This is a genomic window from Mycobacterium noviomagense (assembly GCF_010731635.1).
GTDB lineage: Bacteria > Actinomycetota > Actinomycetes > Mycobacteriales > Mycobacteriaceae > Mycobacterium > Mycobacterium noviomagense.
Genome location: NZ_AP022583.1, coordinates 1,410,150 through 1,427,005, shown reverse-complemented (window position 1 = coordinate 1,427,005; position 16,856 = coordinate 1,410,150). Strand labels below are relative to the sequence as shown.

Annotated in this window: 15 protein-coding genes; 11 read left to right on the top strand and 4 right to left on the bottom strand. The window is 67.5% G+C overall.

Annotated features, from left to right (window positions below; genetic code table 11):
- Positions 1-4 precede the first annotated feature (4 nt).
- Complete coding sequence (gene marP / locus G6N15_RS06745; protein ID WP_139797977.1) at positions 5-1,195, top strand: acid resistance serine protease MarP; 1,191 nt, start codon at positions 5-7, stop codon at positions 1,193-1,195.
- Here the strand turns inward: marP and G6N15_RS06740 are convergent.
- Both G6N15_RS06740 and G6N15_RS06735 read right to left on the bottom strand, forming a co-directional pair.
- Positions 1,188-2,153 (bottom strand): alpha/beta fold hydrolase, encoded by a 966-nt coding sequence (locus tag G6N15_RS06740; protein ID WP_083089283.1) that lies wholly within the window; start codon positions 2,151-2,153, stop codon positions 1,188-1,190. The two genes, marP and G6N15_RS06740, sit on opposite strands and share 8 nt — an antisense overlap.
- Entirely contained in the window at positions 2,154-2,696 is a 543-nt protein-coding gene (locus G6N15_RS06735) for a phage holin family protein (protein WP_083089287.1), read from the bottom strand.
- Between the two features lie 175 nt (positions 2,697-2,871).
- Between G6N15_RS06735 and G6N15_RS06730 the strand changes: the two genes are divergently transcribed.
- Positions 2,872-3,585 (top strand): S1 family peptidase, encoded by a 714-nt coding sequence (locus G6N15_RS06730; protein ID WP_083089282.1) that lies wholly within the window; start codon positions 2,872-2,874, stop codon positions 3,583-3,585.
- Positions 3,586-3,633: 48 nt separating this feature from the next.
- Here the strand turns inward: G6N15_RS06730 and acs are convergent, their stop codons facing one another.
- Entirely contained in the window at positions 3,634-5,592 is a 1,959-nt protein-coding gene (gene acs / locus G6N15_RS06725) for an acetate--CoA ligase (protein WP_083089281.1), read from the bottom strand.
- 59 nt (positions 5,593-5,651) lie between these two features.
- Here acs and G6N15_RS06720 point away from each other — a divergent pair, with 59 nt between their 5' ends.
- The 5 genes from G6N15_RS06720 to G6N15_RS06700 all read left to right on the top strand — a co-directional run bounded on the left by G6N15_RS06720 (position 5,652) and on the right by G6N15_RS06700 (position 11,476).
- A complete protein-coding gene (locus G6N15_RS06720) occupies positions 5,652-7,250 on the top strand; it encodes a peptide ABC transporter substrate-binding protein (protein ID WP_083089280.1) in 1,599 nt (532 codons plus the stop codon).
- 1 nt (position 7,251) lies between these two features.
- Positions 7,252-8,178, top strand: a complete 927-nt coding sequence (locus G6N15_RS06715) for an ABC transporter permease (protein WP_083089279.1) — start codon at positions 7,252-7,254, stop codon at positions 8,176-8,178.
- On the top strand, positions 8,171-9,028 hold the full coding sequence (locus G6N15_RS06710) for an ABC transporter permease (protein ID WP_083089278.1): 858 nt from the start codon (positions 8,171-8,173) through the stop codon (positions 9,026-9,028). The genes G6N15_RS06715 and G6N15_RS06710 overlap by 8 nt, the downstream gene beginning before the upstream one ends.
- Entirely contained in the window at positions 9,025-10,662 is a 1,638-nt protein-coding gene (locus G6N15_RS06705) for a dipeptide ABC transporter ATP-binding protein (protein WP_083089277.1), read from the top strand. The genes G6N15_RS06710 and G6N15_RS06705 overlap by 4 nt, the downstream gene beginning before the upstream one ends.
- Before the next feature lie 67 nt (positions 10,663-10,729).
- Entirely contained in the window at positions 10,730-11,476 is a 747-nt protein-coding gene (locus G6N15_RS06700) for a Fic family protein (RefSeq protein ID WP_083089276.1), read from the top strand.
- 419 nt (positions 11,477-11,895) lie between these two features.
- Here G6N15_RS06700 and G6N15_RS06695 read toward each other — a convergent pair whose 3' ends face one another.
- The gene (locus tag G6N15_RS06695; protein ID WP_083089275.1) at positions 11,896-12,753 is read right to left on the bottom strand and encodes an HAD-IB family hydrolase; all 858 of its coding nucleotides are present in this window, start codon (positions 12,751-12,753) and stop codon (positions 11,896-11,898) included.
- 474 nt (positions 12,754-13,227) lie between these two features.
- Here G6N15_RS06695 and ssd point away from each other — a divergent pair, with 474 nt between their 5' ends.
- From ssd to G6N15_RS06675, 4 genes are read left to right on the top strand one after another with little or no spacing between them, the layout of a single operon-like run.
- Positions 13,228-14,313 carry a septum site-determining protein Ssd gene (gene ssd, locus G6N15_RS06690; RefSeq protein WP_083089273.1) on the top strand — a complete coding sequence of 362 codons (1,086 nt, stop codon included), beginning with the start codon at positions 13,228-13,230 and terminating at the stop codon, positions 14,311-14,313.
- Positions 14,310-15,476, top strand: a complete 1,167-nt coding sequence (locus G6N15_RS06685) for a TadA family conjugal transfer-associated ATPase (RefSeq protein ID WP_083089272.1) — start codon at positions 14,310-14,312, stop codon at positions 15,474-15,476. The genes ssd and G6N15_RS06685 overlap by 4 nt, the downstream gene beginning before the upstream one ends.
- Positions 15,473-16,267 (top strand): type II secretion system F family protein, encoded by a 795-nt coding sequence (locus tag G6N15_RS06680; RefSeq protein ID WP_083089271.1) that lies wholly within the window; start codon positions 15,473-15,475, stop codon positions 16,265-16,267. The genes G6N15_RS06685 and G6N15_RS06680 overlap by 4 nt, the downstream gene beginning before the upstream one ends.
- Positions 16,264-16,854: a type II secretion system F family protein gene (locus tag G6N15_RS06675; protein WP_179961787.1), complete on the top strand. Its 591-nt coding sequence runs from the start codon at positions 16,264-16,266 to the stop codon at positions 16,852-16,854. The genes G6N15_RS06680 and G6N15_RS06675 overlap by 4 nt, the downstream gene beginning before the upstream one ends.
- Positions 16,855-16,856 lie beyond the last annotated feature (2 nt).

The window sequence follows — 16,856 nt, the reverse complement described above, 5'->3', positions numbered from 1 at the left end:
CTCGATGACGCCGTCGCAGTGGCTGGACATCGCCGTGCTGGCGGTCGCGTTCATCGCCGCCGTCTCGGGCTGGCGCTCGGGTGCGTTGGGCTCGCTGCTGTCGTTCGTCGGCGTCATGCTGGGCGCGGTCGCCGGTGTGCTGCTGGCCCCGCACATCGTCGCGCATATCAGCGCCCCACGCGCCAAGCTGTTCGCCGCGCTGTTTTTGATCCTGGCCTTGGTCGTGGTCGGCGAGATTGCCGGTGTGGTGCTGGGCCGCGCGGTGCGCGGCGCCATCCGCAGCCGCCCGATCCGGTTCTTCGACTCCGTCGTGGGAGTGGCGCTGCAGCTGGTGGTGGTGCTGGTCGCGGCCTGGCTGCTGGCCACACCGCTGACCCAGTCGAAGGACCAGCCCGCCTTGGCCGCCGCGGTCCGCGGTTCGCGGGTGCTGGCTCAGGTCAACCAAGTCGCACCCAACTGGCTCAAGACGGTGCCCAAGCGGATGTCGTCGCTGCTCAACACCTCCGGGCTGCCCGCGGTGCTGGAACCGTTCAGCCGCACCCCGGTCGTCGCGGTCGCGACACCGGACGCCGCACTGGCCAACAACCCGGTGGTCGCCGCCACCCAGCCAAGTGTGGTCAAGGTGCGCGCCATCGCGCCGAGCTGCCAGAAAGTGTTGGAGGGCAGCGGGTTTGTGCTTTCTCCACAGCGAGTGATGACCAACGCTCACGTGGTGGCCGGCGCGAACAACGTCACCATCAACGCCAACGGCACCCCCTATGACGCCACCGTGGTGTCCTATGACCCGTCGGTCGACATCGCGATCCTCGCCGTGCCCAACCTGCCGGCCGGGCCGTTGGCGTTCGCCGACGGCGCCGCGAAAACCGGTACCGACGCGGTGGTGATGGGTTATCCCGGGGGCGGTGACTTCGTGGCAACCCCGGCCAGGATCCGGGAAGTCATCGAGCTCAGCGGTCCCGACATCTACCGCAACGCGACAGTCACTCGCCAGGTGTACACAATCAGAGCCAGTGTGGAGCAAGGGAATTCGGGTGGACCGCTGATTGACCTCAACGGCAACGTGCTCGGCGTCGTTTTCGGCGCCGCTGTCGACGACCCCGACACCGGTTTTGTGTTGACGGCCAAAGAGGTGGCAGGCCAACTCGCCAGGATCGGCGACACTCAGGCGGTCGGCACCGGCTCCTGCGTCACCTGACCCGGGGTCCGTGCACCTGCTCGAGAAACCGCATCAGGTGCCGGTTGACTTCCTCCGGTGCCTCTTCATGACCGAAATGCCCTACGCTGCCGACAGATACGTAACGGCCATGCGGGACGTAGCGCTGTGTGCGTTCCACCGGGTCGGCCAGCACGTAAGGATCGGCGTCGCCGCGCAGGTGCAAGATAGGGATGCCGGCCGGCCGTTTCATCGACCTCATGAACCGCCTGCCCTCGTCGCGCAGCTGGCTGCGCACCGCCCAGCGCTGATATTCCAGCGCCGAGTGCGCCGCAGACGGAATCTGGATCGCCAGCCGCAGATGGCCGATTGTCTCGGAAAAGTCTTCTGAGGCAAGCCATTTAGCGCAGGCCCGGCTGCGGACCAGCCGTTCCACTTCGTCGGCGTTGTGTCGTGTCAGCGCACGCTCGGGCCATATCGGCACCTGGTAGCGCAGCAGTGTCGGCAACAGGGCAAGAGCCTGATCCCGGTCGGTCAGCACCGATCTGCGCAGCGCCGCGGGATGCGGTGAGCTGACTACCGCGATGGCACGCACCAGCCGCGGATGCAGCACCGAGGTCGCCCAGCACACCAGTCCTCCGTCAGCGTGACCGACCAGTGTCGCCGACGAATGCCCGAGCGCGCGGATCAGTCCCGCGGTGTCGCCGGCGAGCGTCCAGCCGTCATAGCCGCGAGGCGGCTTGTCGCTGCCCCCGTAGCCGCGCAGGTCGACCGCGACGATGCGCGCTCCGCTCAACCCGCGCAGCTGATGACGCCAGGACCACCAGAACGACGCGAACCCGTGCAGCAGGATGACCAGTGGCCGCGCCGACGGCGGCGTAGTCGGATCGGAATCAGTCGGGGTTGCCTCGACAACGTGGAACCGGATGCCGTTGGCGTGCACGTCGAGATGGCGCCATGGCCCGTCGATACGGGTTACCGACGGATCCGGTGGCGCCATCTACCAACCCGATGGATCGGCGGGCGTCCCGCCTTGGGGCGCATTCAACGCCCGGGGCTCGGCTTTGTCGTGGCCGGGCGTCAAAGCGGTGCGCGTCTCCTTGACCGATTCGATTGTCTGGCGCGGCCCGCGAATGCGACGGACCTTCAGGTACCCGAACAGCGCGAGCACTGCGGTGACGACGACCATGATCCCGAACACGATCAGATAGGAAAGCCACCGCCACAGCCAGGTGTTGAGCAGCTCAGCAACGAAGAAGAAGAAAAAGAAGGTCGAGTAAAACAGCACCACCAGTGCCGAGATGAAAAAGACGCTTCCGGTGAGGCCCTTTTTGACGTCGCGGGTGATCTCGGCCCGGGCCAGCTCGATCTCAGCGCGAACCAGCGTCGACACCTGGGTGGTCGCCTCTTTTACGAGGTTGCCGATCGATGGCTCGCCGGCGCTGGCGTGTGGATCCGTCAAGGGAATCGTGGTCAGCGTGCTCGGCACCCCACCCTTACGCTGACCATCGGTCCCGGAGTTCTTACGATCGCCCTTGCTCACACGCGGTCCTCCCGGTTCGCTGCTGTCGCGGTTCATGTTGCCATGCGGTGCAATATCAGACGAGCCCAGTCGAACAGCGGATGAAATCCGCAGACGGCACGGTGCGCGTGATGGTCACGCTAGACTGGCGCAGCGTTCGGGATTCGGGCCCGAACTCATCGACGGGAGTGTTGCTTTGCACAGCGCGCACCGCCGTGTCATGGCGGCGATGGTGGCCATGGCCCTGCTACTGTTGGCCGCCCCGGCCGCGACAAGCAGAGCTGCAGACGACAGGGTTCCGCTCGGCGGGGGCGCGCCTATTGTCGTCAACGGCGATTCGATGTGCACTCTGACCGCCATCGGCACCGACAACACCGGCGCACTGACCGGCTTCACCTCCGCGCACTGCGGCGGGCCCGGCGCCGTGGTCGCCGCCGAGGCGGCCCAGGATCGCGGCACGCTGGGCACCATGGTGGCCGGCAACGACAACCTCGACTACGCGGTCATCCATTTCGATCCGGCGAAGGTGGCGCCGGTGGCGAACTTCAACAACTTTCCGATCAACGGCATAGGACCGGATCCGGCGGCTGGTCAGGTCGTCTGCAAACAGGGCCGCACCACGGGCGAATCATGCGGTGTCACGTTCGGCCCGGGCCAAGATCCCGGCACCATCGTGGCCCAGCTATGCGGCCAGCCCGGCGACTCAGGCGGACCGGTCACAGCCAACGGCATGCTGGTCGGGATGATCCACGGTGCGTTCAGCGAAAACCTGCCGGGCTGCATCACCAAATACATTCCGCTGCATACTCCGGCCGTCGTGGTGTCGATCAACGCGGTGCTGGCCGATCTTGCCGCCAAGGGCCGGCCGGGCGCCGGTTTCGTCCCAGTCGGGACCGCTTCTGCTACTTAGCCCGGCTCCTCAGCGGGCGGTTTACGCCCGCATCGGTCGCCGGGCGCGCTACCTAGCAGCGCGGATCGCCTCGAACACGCCCGGGTCCAGCAGCGTCGAGGTGTCGCCGAGCTCGCGGTTCTCGGCGATGTCGCGCAGCAATCGGCGCATGATCTTGCCGCTGCGTGTCTTCGGCAGCTCGGGCACCACATGAATTTCGCGCGGCTTGGCGATCGGGGAGATCTCTCGGGCCACTTGGGTGCGCAGCTCGTCGATGATCTCTTCGCCCAGCTCCTCGGGTTGGTCGACCTGCAAGACCACGAACGCGCAGATGGCCTGGCCGGTGGTGTCGTCGGTGGCGCCGACCACCGCGGCCTCGGCCACTCCGGAGTGCCCGACCAGTGCCGACTCCACCTCGGCGGTGGAGATCCGGTGCCCGGACACGTTCATCACGTCGTCGATGCGGCCCACCACCCAGATCGCGCCGTCGGCGTCGTAGCGGGCGCTGTCGCCGGCGAAATACCAGCCTTGGTCGGCGAACCGGGACCAGTAGGTTTCGCGGTAGCGGTCCGGGTCGCCCCAGATGCCGCGCAGCATGGCCGGCCACGGCTGGTCCACCACCAGGTAGCCGGTGACATGCTCACCCTCGTCGGGCCCGGGCTCGAGTTGGTTGCCCTGGTCGTCGACGATCTTGGCCGAGATCCCGGGCAGCGGGCGCATCGCCGAACCGGGTTTGGCCGCAGCGACTCCCGGCAGCGGTGAGATCATCGCCGCCCCGGTCTCGGTCTGCCACCAGGTGTCGACGACCGGGGTTCGGCCGCCGCCTATGACGTTGCGATACCAACGCCAGGCCTCCGGGTTGATCGGCTCACCGACCGATCCGAGCAGGCGCAAGCTGGACAGGTCATGGGCGCCGGGAATCTCGCGGCCCCACTTCATGAAGTTGCGGATCAGCGTCGGCGCGGCGTAATAGGTTGTCACGCCGTACTTTTCGATGATCTCGAAATGTCGGTGCTGGTTGGGGGTGTCGGGCGTGCCCTCGTAGATGACTTGCGAGATACCGTTGGACAGCGGGCCGTAGACGCCGTAAGTGTGCCCGGTGACCCAGCCGATATCGGCGGTGCACCAGAACACGTCGGTCTCCGGCTTGATGTCGAAGACGCTGTAGTGGGTGTAGGACGCCTGGGTGAGAAACCCGCCGCTGGTATGCATGATGCCTTTGGGCTTCCCGGTAGTGCCCGACGTGTACAGCAAAAACAGCGGCTGCTCGGCGTCGAACGGCTCGGGGCTGTGCTCGGGTGCCGCGGCGTCGACGACGTCGTGCCACCACAGGTCGCGGCCCTGCGTCCACGGGACGTCGATACCGGTGCGCCGCACCACGAGGACGTGTTCGATCGGGGTATCGGGCTGCCCGACCGCTTCGTCGGCGGATTCTTTCAGCGGTGCCGGTTTGCCGCGACGGAACTGCCCGTCGGCGGTAATCAGCAACTTGGCTTCGGCATCGGCGAGCCGTGCTTGTAACGCCTTCGCGGTAAAGCCCGCGAACACGACGCTGTGCATGATGCCCAGCCGCGCGCAGGCCAGCATCGCGACGATCGCCTCGGGGATCATCGGCATGTAGATGGCGACCCGGTCACCGGCCACCAGGCCGAGATCGGTGAGCGCGTTCGCGGCTTTGCCCACCTCGGTGAGCAAGTCGGAATAGGTCAGGGTGCGGCTGTCGTCGACTGGCTCGCCTTCCCAATGGATGGCGACGCGGTCGCCGTGGCCGGCCTCGACGTGGCGGTCGACGCAGTTGTAGGCGACGTTGAGCTTGCCGCCGACGAACCACTTGGCGAACGGGGCCGCCGACCAGTCCAGCACCTGCTCGAACGGCGTCGCCCAGGAAAGTCGGTTGGCTTGCTTGGCCCAAAACGCCAGTCGGTCTTGCTCGGCTTCGCGGTAGACGTCGTCGGTCACGTTGGCCTGCTCGGCGAACTCCGGGGGCGGCGGATACGACGACGTTGACGGGGCGTGCGTCTCGGTCACGTTTCGAGCCTAATCGGGTAAACGACGTCGACGCAGCCGGAGGACTTAGGGTCGGGCTCATGAATCGGATGCGTGTCGCGGTGGCAATGACCGCCGCTGCGATGCTGGCGCTCACCGGCTGCGGGGGCGGTGGGGTCAGCCCCGACGTGGTCGTCGTCAACGCCGGCGAACCGCAGAACCCGCTGATTCCGACCGACACCAACGACAGCAACGGTGGCCGCATCCTGGATCGACTGTTTGCCGGTCTGATGTCCTATGACCCCAACGGCACACCGTCGCTGGAGGTCGCGCAGTCGATCGACACCACCGACAACGTCAACTACCGGATCGTGCTCAAACCGGGGTGGGCCTTCAGCGACGGAACACCAGTGACGGCGCAGTCGTTCGTCGACGCCTGGAACTACGGCGCCCTGGCCACCAATGCCCAACTGCAACAGAGCTTTTTCAGCCCGATCGCCGGGTTCGACGAGCTGGCCGCATCGAAGCCGACCGCGACCACCATGTCCGGCCTCAAGGTGGTCAACGATCGCGAGTTCACTGTGCGGCTCAAGGCGCCGGCAATCGACTTCAAACTACGACTTGGGTTTTCGCCGTTCTATCCGCTGCCAGCGGCGGCGTTCAAGGACATGGCCACGTTCGGGCAGCGCCCCATCGGCAACGGCCCGTACAAGCTCGCCGCGGGTGACGCCTGGCAGCACAACGTCAAAATCGACCTGGTGCCCAATCCCGGTTACCACGGCAACCGCACACCGCAGAACAAGGGCCTGCGTTTCACGTTCTACGCCAACCTCGACACCGCCTACGCCGATCTGCTCTCGGCCAATCTCGATGTGCTAGACACGATTCCGACCAGCGTGCTGCCGGTCTACCGCAAAGACCTCGGCGAGCGGGCTGTCACCGCGCCCGCGGCGGTCAACCAGACGCTCGACACGCCGCTGCGGCTGCCGCACTTCGGTGGGGAAGAAGGCCGGCTGCGCCGGCTGGCCCTGTCGGCGGCGATCAACCGCGACCAGATCTGCCGGCAGATCTTCGCCGGATCCCGCACGCCCGCCCGCGAGTTCACCGCCAGCTCACTGCCCGGATACGACCCGCACATCCAAGGCAGCGACGCTCTGGACTTCTACCCCGACCGGGCGCGGCGACTCTGGGCGCAGGCCGACGCGATCTCGAAATGGACTGGCCGTTACGCGATCGCCTACAACGCCGACGGCAGCCACCAGGAATGGGTCGACGCGGTGGCCAACAGCATCAAGAACAACTTGGGCATCGACGCGGTCGGCGCGCCGCAGCCGACGTTCGCCGGATTCCGCACCCAGATCACCGGCCGCAGCATCACTACCGCGTTTCGCGCCGGCTGGCAAGGCGACTATCCGTCGATGCTGGAATTCCTTGCGCCGCTGTTCGTCACGAGGGCCAGCGCCAACGATGTCGGCTACTCCAACCTGGATTTCGACGCGGCGCTGGCGAAAGCCGAGGCCGCGCCCAGCCTGGCGGAGTCGTATGCGCTGAGCAACCGCGCTCAACGAATCCTCTTGCACGACATGCCTGTCGTGCCGCTGTGGTACACCGTCACAGCGGCCGGGCACTCGCCTGCGGTGAGCAACGTGAACCTCACCTGGAATGGCCTGCCCGACTACGAACACATCGTCAAGACCTGACATGGGCGCCTATTTCGTCCGCCGCATCGTGGTGATGGTTCCCGTTTTCCTCGGCGCCACGCTGCTCATCTACGGCATGGTTTTCCTGCTGCCCGGCGATCCGCTGGCCGCATTGAGCGGGGACCGGCCGCTCAGTCCCGCGGTGGCAGCACAACTGCGCGCCCAATACCACCTCAATGACCCCTTCTGGCTGCAGTATGTGCACTACCTCGGCGGCATCCTGCACGGCGACTTCGGCCGCGCCTACTCGGGGTTACCGGTCAGTGCTGTGTTGGCCCAAGCATTTCCGGTGACGATTCGGCTGGCGCTGATCGCGCTGGCGGTCGAGGCGATCCTCGGCATCGGCTTCGGCGTCATCGCCGGTTTACGTCAGGGCGGCATCTTTGATGCCGGGGTGCTAATCGCTAGTCTGGTCATCATCGCGGTCCCGATCTTCGTGTTGGGCTTCTTGGCGCAGTTCGTGTTCGGTGTCCGGCTCGGGATCGCCCCCGTCACGGTGGGGGATCAAACGACGTTCGCGCGACTGCTGCTACCTGGCATCGTGCTGGGCTCGGTGTCGTTTGCCTACGTGGTGCGGTTGACCCGCTCGGCGGTGGCGGCCAATGCCCATGCCGACTATGTGCGCACCGCCACCGCCAAGGGACTATCCCGACCGCGAGTCGTCGCCGTGCACATTCTGCGCAACTCGCTGATTCCGGTGGTGACGTTTCTCGGTGCGGATCTCGGGGCGCTGATGGGCGGGGCGATCGTGACCGAGGGCATCTTCAACATCCACGGCGTCGGCGGTGTGCTCTATCAGGCGGTCACTCGTCAGGAGGCGCCGACCGTGGTGTCGATCGTGACGGTGCTCGTCGTCGTTTACCTCGTCACCAATCTGCTGGTTGATCTGCTCTATGCGGCGTTGGACCCCCGGATCCGCTATGGCTGAACGCGTTGCAACCCATGGCTTTTGGCGCGGTATCTGCCACGGTCTGCGCCGAAATCCAAAGTTTCTCGTCGCCGCAGCGCTAATCGTGCTCATCGGGTGGGTGGCCGCGTTCCCGTGGCTGTTCACCAGCATCGATCCCACCTACGCCGATCCCAACCAGAGCCTGCTGAATCCGTCGGCAGCGCACTGGTTCGGCACGGACCTGCAAGGCCATGACATCTACGCGCGCACCGTCTACGGAGCGCGGGCTTCCGTCACCGTCGGATTGGGCGCAACACTTGCGGTGTTCGTTGTCGGCGGCGCGCTGGGCGCGCTGGCCGGTTTCTACGGCGGCTGGCTCGACGCGGCGGTGTCCCGGGCCGCCGACGTCTTTTTCGGGATACCACTGTTACTGGCCGCCATCGTGCTGATGCAGGTCATGCACCATCGCACCGTGTGGACGGTGATCGCGATCCTGGCCTTGTTCGGCTGGCCACAGATCGCCCGCATTGCCCGCAGCGCGGTCATCGAGGTGCGAGGCAGCGACTATGTGCTGGCCGCGCAGGCCATGGGACTCAGCAGGTTTCGGATTTTGCTGCGCCACGCGCTGCCCAACGCCATCGGCCCGGTGATCGCGGTCGCCACCATCGCGCTCGGGGTTTTCATCGTCACCGAAGCCACGTTGTCCTACCTCGGAGTTGGGCTGCCGCCGTCGGTGGTGTCCTGGGGCGGCGACATCAACGTCGCGCAGGTCCGGCTGCGGGCCGGCTCGCCGATCTTGTTCTATCCCGCCGGCGCACTGGCGATCACCGTGCTGGCCTTCATGGCGATGGGCGACGCGCTGCGCGACGCCTTGGATTCGCGGTCATGACCGGCCCGGAATCGCCGCTGCTGGCGGTCGAGGACTTGGAAGTCAGGTTCGGCACCGACGATGCCGTGGTTCGCGGTGTGCAGCTCACGGTCCACCACGGACAGACCGTCGCCGTGGTCGGTGAGTCCGGCTCAGGAAAGTCGACCACCGCTGCCGCGATCCTCGGCTTGCTGCCCGCCGGTGGCCGAATAACCCGAGGGCGCATCGTTTTCGACGGCCTGGACCTAGCCGCGGCCGGTCCGCGGGTGTTGTGCTCGGTGCGGGGCCGGGCGATCGGCTTCGTCCCGCAAGATCCAATGACGAACCTGAACCCGGTATGGAAGGTCGGCTTTCAGGTGCGAGAGGCGTTGCGCGCCAACAACATCAGTGATGCTCAGGCTGTGGACCTGCTCGCTGAGGCCGGTATGCCGGATCCGCTGGCTCAGGCCCGGCGCTATCCGCACCAGCTCTCCGGCGGCCTGTGCCAGCGAGCCCTGATCGCCATCGGGTTGGCCGGACGACCGCGCCTGCTGATCGCCGACGAGCCGACCTCCGCGCTGGACGTGACTGTTCAACGGAAGGTGCTCGACCATCTGCAGCGCCTTGCCCACGAGCGCGGTACCGCGGTATTGCTGATCACCCATGATCTGGCACTGGCCGCCGAACGCGCCGAGCACCTCGTCGTCATGCACCGCGGTCTCGTTGTGGAATCCGGTGCTGCACACGATATTCTGGCGAACCCGCAACACGACTACACTCGACGGCTGCTGGCCGCTGCACCGGCGCTGACGCCGCGCACGACGTCCGCGGCGCAAACCCGTCAGCGCGTCGTGTACGAAGCGGCAGAACACGCCGGTCGGCCGGGCGACGAACTGGTCGTCGCTACGGAGTTGACCAAGGTTTACCGGGTATCCCGGGGAACTCCGTGGCGGCATGCCGAGTTCTGTGCTGTTGACGCGGTGTCGTTCAGGCTGCGGCGCGCTACCACGCTGGGGATTGCCGGCGAATCCGGCTCGGGCAAGTCCACTTTGGCGCGAATGGTGCTTGGCCTGCTGCCTGCGACGTCGGGCACAGTGCTTTTCGACGGTCAGGACATCAGCGCCCTCGACCGACGCCAGACGTTGATGTTTCGTCGACGCATGCAGCCGGTGTTTCAAAACCCTTACAGCAGTTTGGATCCCATGTACTCGGTGTTCCGGGCCATCGAGGAACCGTTGCGTATCCACCGCATCGGTGACCGTCGGCAGCGCGCCGCGACCGTGCGTGAGCTGGCCGACCAGGTGGCGTTGCCGTCGTCGCTTCTGGGCCGGTTGCCGCGCGAGCTGTCGGGCGGTCAACGCCAGCGGGTCGCCATCGCCCGGGCGCTGGCGCTGCGCCCCGAGGTGCTGGTCTGCGACGAGGCTGTGTCCGCTCTCGACGTGGTGGTGCAGGCTCAGATACTGGATCTGCTCGCCGACCTGCAGGCCCGACTCGGCCTGACCTACCTGTTCATCAGCCATGATCTGGCGGTGATCCGGCAGATAGCCGACGAGGTTTTGGTGATGCGCGCCGGGCGGGTGGTCGAGCACGCTGCCACCGAAGACGTATTCACCCGACCTCGCCACGACTACACCCGCGAGCTGCTGGCCGCGATCCCCGCGGTACCGGCGCGCTAGGTCAAATGGCGGCGACCCGCTGCACCCGGCTTCGCCGCGCTTGCGATCGCCGCTAGGTTGGCATCCCGTGACCACTGACCCGCTGGCTCCCCTGCTGGAGCTGCCCGGTGTCGCTGCGGCTGCCGATCAGGCACGCGAGGCGCTGGGCCGGGCGCACCGGCACCGGGCCAACCTGCGGCGCTGGCCGGTGACCGCGGCGGAGGCGGCGCTGCGGGCGGCGCGGGCCTCGTCGGTACTCGACGGCGGACCGTTGAAGATGGACGACTCCGCGGCCGCCGACCCGGTATTCGCGGGGGCGCTGCGGGTGGCTCAAGCGCTGGAGGGCGGCGAGACCAGCCTGGTGGCGGTGTGGCAGCGGGCGCCGCTACAGGCGCTGGCCCGGCTGCACATGTTGGCGGCCGCCGGTCGGGTCCACGACGAACGGTTGGGCCGGCCCCGCGCCGACGCGCACATCGCGCCGCGTCTCGAGCTGCTCGCGGAGGTGGTCAGTGGCGGCACCCAAGCCCCGGCGCCGGTGGTAGCAGCCGTCGCGCATGGTGAGCTGTTGACGCTGGCCCCGTTCGGCAGCGCGGACGGCGTGGTGGCCCGTGCGGTGTCGCGGCTGGTGACCATCGCGAGCGGTCTCGATCCCCACGGGCTGGGGGTGCCTGAGGTGTATTGGATGCGCCGCGCCGCGAACTATCGCCAGGCGGCAGAGGGCTTTGCGACCAGCACATCCGAAGGGATCACGCGCTGGTTGGTGTTGTGTTGCCGCGCACTGCAGGACGGCGCACGCGAGGCATTGGCGATCGCCGACATGTTGTCGGGTCGTTAGCCGGGGAGGCCACGAAAAAGCCCTCAACATATGTGAAGCGGGCGACGATCCGAAGGTCTTCGGCGCGCCGCCCGCTAGCACGGAACTCGGTTACCAAGCGTGCAACTCTGGGCTGCGTGGGTTGGCCTCGGCGATCTTGCAAAGCGATCGGCGGCAGCCCCACCCAAAGGGCCGTCGAAACCGTTCACTCTTCGCAATTACGCAGGCCCGCAACACTTCTGCCATTATCGCGGCTGTGGCTCCGCGTGGGTGCCGGTATCCGTGCTGGGCCGCCCGGCTCGGGAGATCGATTCTTCTCTTCCGAATCGACCTTGGCCTCACCGGGCTTCCGTGACTCCTTTGTACTACGTGACCCCCATCACATCAAGAGCCAAATGTCGCCGCCCAGCCGCAGCGGCACCGCCAGTGTTTGCTGGCGGCTAGAAGGCGAAGCGGCGAAGCAGCGAATAGGTGAGTGCTCCGGCGGCCAGCGCGCTCACGCCCACCGCGGCGGTCGCGGCGACCGCGGCGCTCGATGGCGCGGGGATGCGGTCGCGCAGGGACACCGGCCGCGAGAACGTCAGCACCGGCCAGCCGCGGGCGATCGCCTCTTTGCGCAGCGCTCGGTCTGGGTTGACCACACTCGGGTGCCCGACCACCTCGAGCATGGGCAGATCGGTGATCGAGTCGGAGTAGGCGTAGCAGTGCTCGAGCGGGTATCCCTCCCGCGCGGCAAGCTCCCGGATCGCTTGCACCTTGCCTTCGCCGTAGCAGTAGAACGCGATCTCGCCGGTGTACTTGCCGTCTTCGACCACCATCCGGGTTGCCATCGCGTGCGTCGCGCCCAGCGCACGGGCGATGGGTGCCACCAGCTCCTCGCCGGAAGCCGATACCACGACCACGTCACGGCCGCACAGTTTGTGGCCGGCGATGAGATCGGCTGCTTCGGCAAAGACCAGCGGGCTGACGATGTCGTGCAGCGTCTCGTTGACAATCGACTTGACCTGCTCGACATCCCAGCCGGCGCACATGTTGGTCAGGTGCACACGCATCCGGTCCATCTGGTCATGGTCGGCGCCTGACAGCAGGTAGATGAACTGGGCGTAGCTGGACTTGAGCACCGCGCGGCGGTTGATCAGACCTTGATCGAAGAAGGCTTTACTGAACGCCAGCGTGCTGGACTTGGCGATGACCGTCTTGTCGAGGTCGAAAAAAGCGGCGGTGCGCGGCTGCGAGTCAGGCTGCGCCGGTACGTGCGGGGAGGTTTGCTGCGGTGCGGCCGAATTGGCGACGGTCACCGGCCCAGCATAGGGTGATCGTGCGACAGGCCGCGAAGGGTGTGGATAAAGACCGGCTCGAACGCTGCTGCGGGCGCCTGTGGGTGGCACCGATTCCGCGCCTGAAATTACTAGGGTGTTCTGCTTTCTCTTGCAAGCAGCACTTGCGCCCGCGGGGACTGTCGCGTGTATAGTAAGCATTACTCGGCCTGTGCCGAGGGTGTATCAGCCCGACCCCCCGGGGCTGATACACGACGACCCTCGCCTCCTCCCCCCCTGGCGGGGGTCGTCCCCTTTCCGGGGTTAATCCTTCCGCCAGTGGCGTTCTCGAGCCGCGTCGGCCATCGCGTAATTAGTTCTTCGTGTCTTCTCCGAATTGGTGATCTGCGAGCGGAGTTATGCACAGATCAGCCGTTGTCCACAAATTGCGCTGGGGGACTGGCGGTTCCGGGCGACGGCCGCCAGGGTAGGTGAGTGAGCTCCACTCGAAATCTGATGGGACCGCCCGGCGGAGCCGGCGTGTTGGCCATCGTCGGCCAACCGGCATTGCGCGACGAAATCGATCGCGTCGCCGCAGCAGTCGGTGTGCGGGTGGTTCACGTGAGCGGTACGGCGGCGCTGAACAAAAAGACTTGGTCGGCGGCCGCCGCGGTGGTGCTCGACGATACGGCGGCCGGCCGCTGTCAGCAGCAGGCGCTGCCACGGCGCTCCCATGTCGTCGTGGTCACCGGCACCGAACCTGAGGCGGCGACCTGGGCTGCCGGAATTGCGGTCGGCGCCCAGCATGTGCTGGCGCTGCCCGCGCAGGAGCACGCGTTGGTCCGTGAACTTGCCGACGCCGCAGAGTCGACGCACGACCAACAGCTGCGCGGCGGCGTGGTTGCCGTTATCGGCGGACGAGGCGGAGGCGGCGCATCGGTGTTCGCCGCGGCGCTGGCGCTGACTTCCGACAACGCGCTGCTGGTCGATCTCGATCCCTGGAGCGGCGGCATAGATCTGCTGCTGGGCTGTGAAGACGCACCGGGCTTGCGCTGGCCCGACTTGACCGTCCAGGGCGGGCGGCTGGACTGGTCAGCGCTTCGCGAGGCCCTACCGCGACGCCGGCGCATCAGCACGCTCTCGGGCACCCGCAGCGGATATGAACTGGATCCCGGGACGGTGGAGGCCGTCGTCGACGCCGGCCGCCGCGGCGGCGTAACCGTGATCTGTGATGTTGGGCGCAGGTTAACTGACGCATGCGAAACCGCTTTACAGTCAGCCGATCTGGTGGTCGTCATCAGCCCATGCGATGTACCGGCATGCGCAGCCACCGCGACGATCGCCCCGGTGCTATCCACGATCAACCCCAACGTAGGGCTGGTCGCGCGTGGGCCGTCTCCGGGCGGGCTGCGCGCGGCGGAAGTCGCCGCTGTCGCCGCCGTGCCGTTGTTGGCGTCGATGAGAGCCGAACCGCGAATCGCTGAGCAACTCGAACACGGCGGGCTTCGGTTGCGCCGCCGATCGGCGTTGGCGGGTGCGGCCCGCCGGGTACTTGCCGTGTTGCCCAGCCGACCGGCCGAGCCGGAAGGCGGGGCAGCGTGAGCGGTTCCCTCATCGAACGCGTGCGTGAGCGGTTGGCGGCGGAACCCGTGCCGCTGCGGCCGAATGTGGTGGCAGCCGCTATTCGGGCCGAATCCGGTGGGGTGCTTGGTGATACCGAGGTGCTGTCCAATCTGCGGGTGTTGCAGACCGAGCTCACCGGCGCCGGCATCCTCGAGCCGCTGCTGTGCGCCGACGGGACCACCGACGTCCTGGTGACTGCGCCGGATGCGGTCTGGGTCGACGACGGAAACGGCCTGCAGCGCAGCGAGATTCGATTTGCCGACGAGGCCGCGGTGCGGCGCTTGGCGCAGCGGTTGGCGCTGGCCGCCGGCCGTCGCCTCGACGACGCGCAGCCTTGGGTGGACGGCCGGTTGACCGGTCTGGGTTCCGGGGGTTTCGCCGTGCGGCTGCATGCGGTCCTGCCGCCGATCGCCGCTAAAGGGACTTGCCTGTCGTTGCGGGTGCTGCGCCCGGCTACCCAGGATTTGGCGGCGCTGAGCGAGGCGGGCGCGATCGCGCCGCAGGCCGCTGAGCTGCTCGCCGAGATCCTCGCCGCCCGATTGGCGTTTCTGGTCTCGGGCGGTACGGGCGCGGGGAAAACGACTCTGCTGGCGGCGATGTTGGGCGCGGTGCCCCCCGGCGAACGGATCGTCTGTGTCGAGGATGCCGCCGAGCTGGCGCCCCGCCATCCGCATCTGGTGAAGCTGGTGGCACGGTGCGCCAACGTCGAAGGTGTGGGCGAAGTGACCGTACGCCAACTCGTGCGGCAGGCCTTACGCATGCGGCCCGACCGGATTGTGGTCGGCGAGGTCAGAGGCGCCGAAGTGGTGGATCTGCTGGCGGCGCTGAACACCGGCCACGACGGAGGCGCCGGCACAGTGCACGCCAACAGCCCCGGCGAGGTTCCGGCCCGGTTGGAAGCCTTGGCCGCTTTGGGCGGCCTCGATCGGGGCGCGCTACACAGCCAGCTCGCCGCAGCGGTGCAGGTGCTGTTGCACGTCGGTCGCGACCGGGCCGGCCGGCGCCTGCTGGCCGAGATCGCGATGCTGCGCCAAACTCACAGCGGGCGTGTCGAAGTCGTGACTGTGTGGCACGCCGACCGCGGATTAACCGAGGGGGCAAAGGACTTACGCTGCTTGCTGGACCGCCGGATGTCGGCATGAGCGGCCCGGCTGTCGCTGCGTTGATGCTCGCGCTTGCGTTGGGGGTGTTGCCCTCGTCGCGGCGCCGGCTCACAGCCGCTGGTCCGACTGCGCGGCCGGTGGCGCGTGCAAGCTGGGTCGGCTGGGTTCCACCATGCGCTGCGGTTGTGGCAGCCCTATTGCTGCCGTTGACAACGGTTCTCGCCGCCGCGGTGCTGGTGGCAACGATGGGATTGCGATGGCGGCGGCGCCGGCGTAGCCGGCGCGCTGTAGCGGAGAGTCGGTCGCTAAAAGCCGCGATCGATGTTCTGGTCGGCGAATTACGCTCCGGTGCCCACCCGGTGCGCGCGTTCGCTGTCGCCGCCAACGAAACCGACGGCACGGTTGCTGACCGTTTCCGCACGGTCGCGGCGCGCGCCCGCTTGGGTGCCGACGTCGCCGCCGGTCTGCGCAGCGCTGCCGGGTCCTCGGCGATGCCGGCGCACTGGGAGCGCCTTGCGGTGTGCTGGCAGCTGGCTGCCGAGCACGGACTGGCGATGTCGGCGTTGGTGCGGGCAGCGCAGCGGGATATCGCTGAGCGGCAGCGGTTTTCGGCGCGCGTGCTAGCGAGGATGGCCGGGGCGCGCGCCACCGCGGTGATATTGGCCGCTCTGCCGGTGCTTGGGATGCTGCTGGGTCAACTGATCGGCGCGCAACCGCTGCGTTTCTTGCTGGACGGCCATGCCGGTGGCTGGCTGCTGGTGACCGGGATGGTGCTGGTCTGTGGCGGGCTGCTGTGGTCGGAGCGGATCACCGACCGGGTGGCGCCATGAGCACCGCAGCGGTGTTGTTGGCCCTCGCGGTGTTGACCGGCGCGGGGCCCTCCATCATGCGTGCACGCGCCGGGATCGGTATCCGGTCGGCTGGGCCGGCGCGGCAAACAGCACGTGGCTCAGACCCGCTCGCGGTCGCCTCCAGCCTGGATGTGTTCGCGGTGTGCTTGGCGGCGGGCATGGCCGTGCCGACCGCCGCCGCGGCGACGGCGGCATCGGCGCCGCCGCGGCTGGCCCGCATCCTGCGCCGCGCCGCCGACCTGCTCACGCTAGGCGCGGACCCGGCGACCGCATGGTCGCCACCACCGGACCTGCCGGCGAGTTCGCTCGACAGCCACACCCATGCCTTGCTGCGGCTGGCACGGCGGTCGGCGAGTTCCGGTGCCGCGCTTGCCGACGGGCTCGCCGAGCTCGCCACGCAGTCCCGCCACGACGCCGCGCACACCGCCGAGGCGACCGCCGAGCGCGCCGCTGTGCTGATCGCCGGTCCATTGGGCCTGTGCTTTCTACCGGCGTTCGTCTGCCTGGGCATTGTCCCCGTGGTGGCTGGGCTGGCCGGCGACGTTCTGCGTTCAGGTGTGCTGTGACG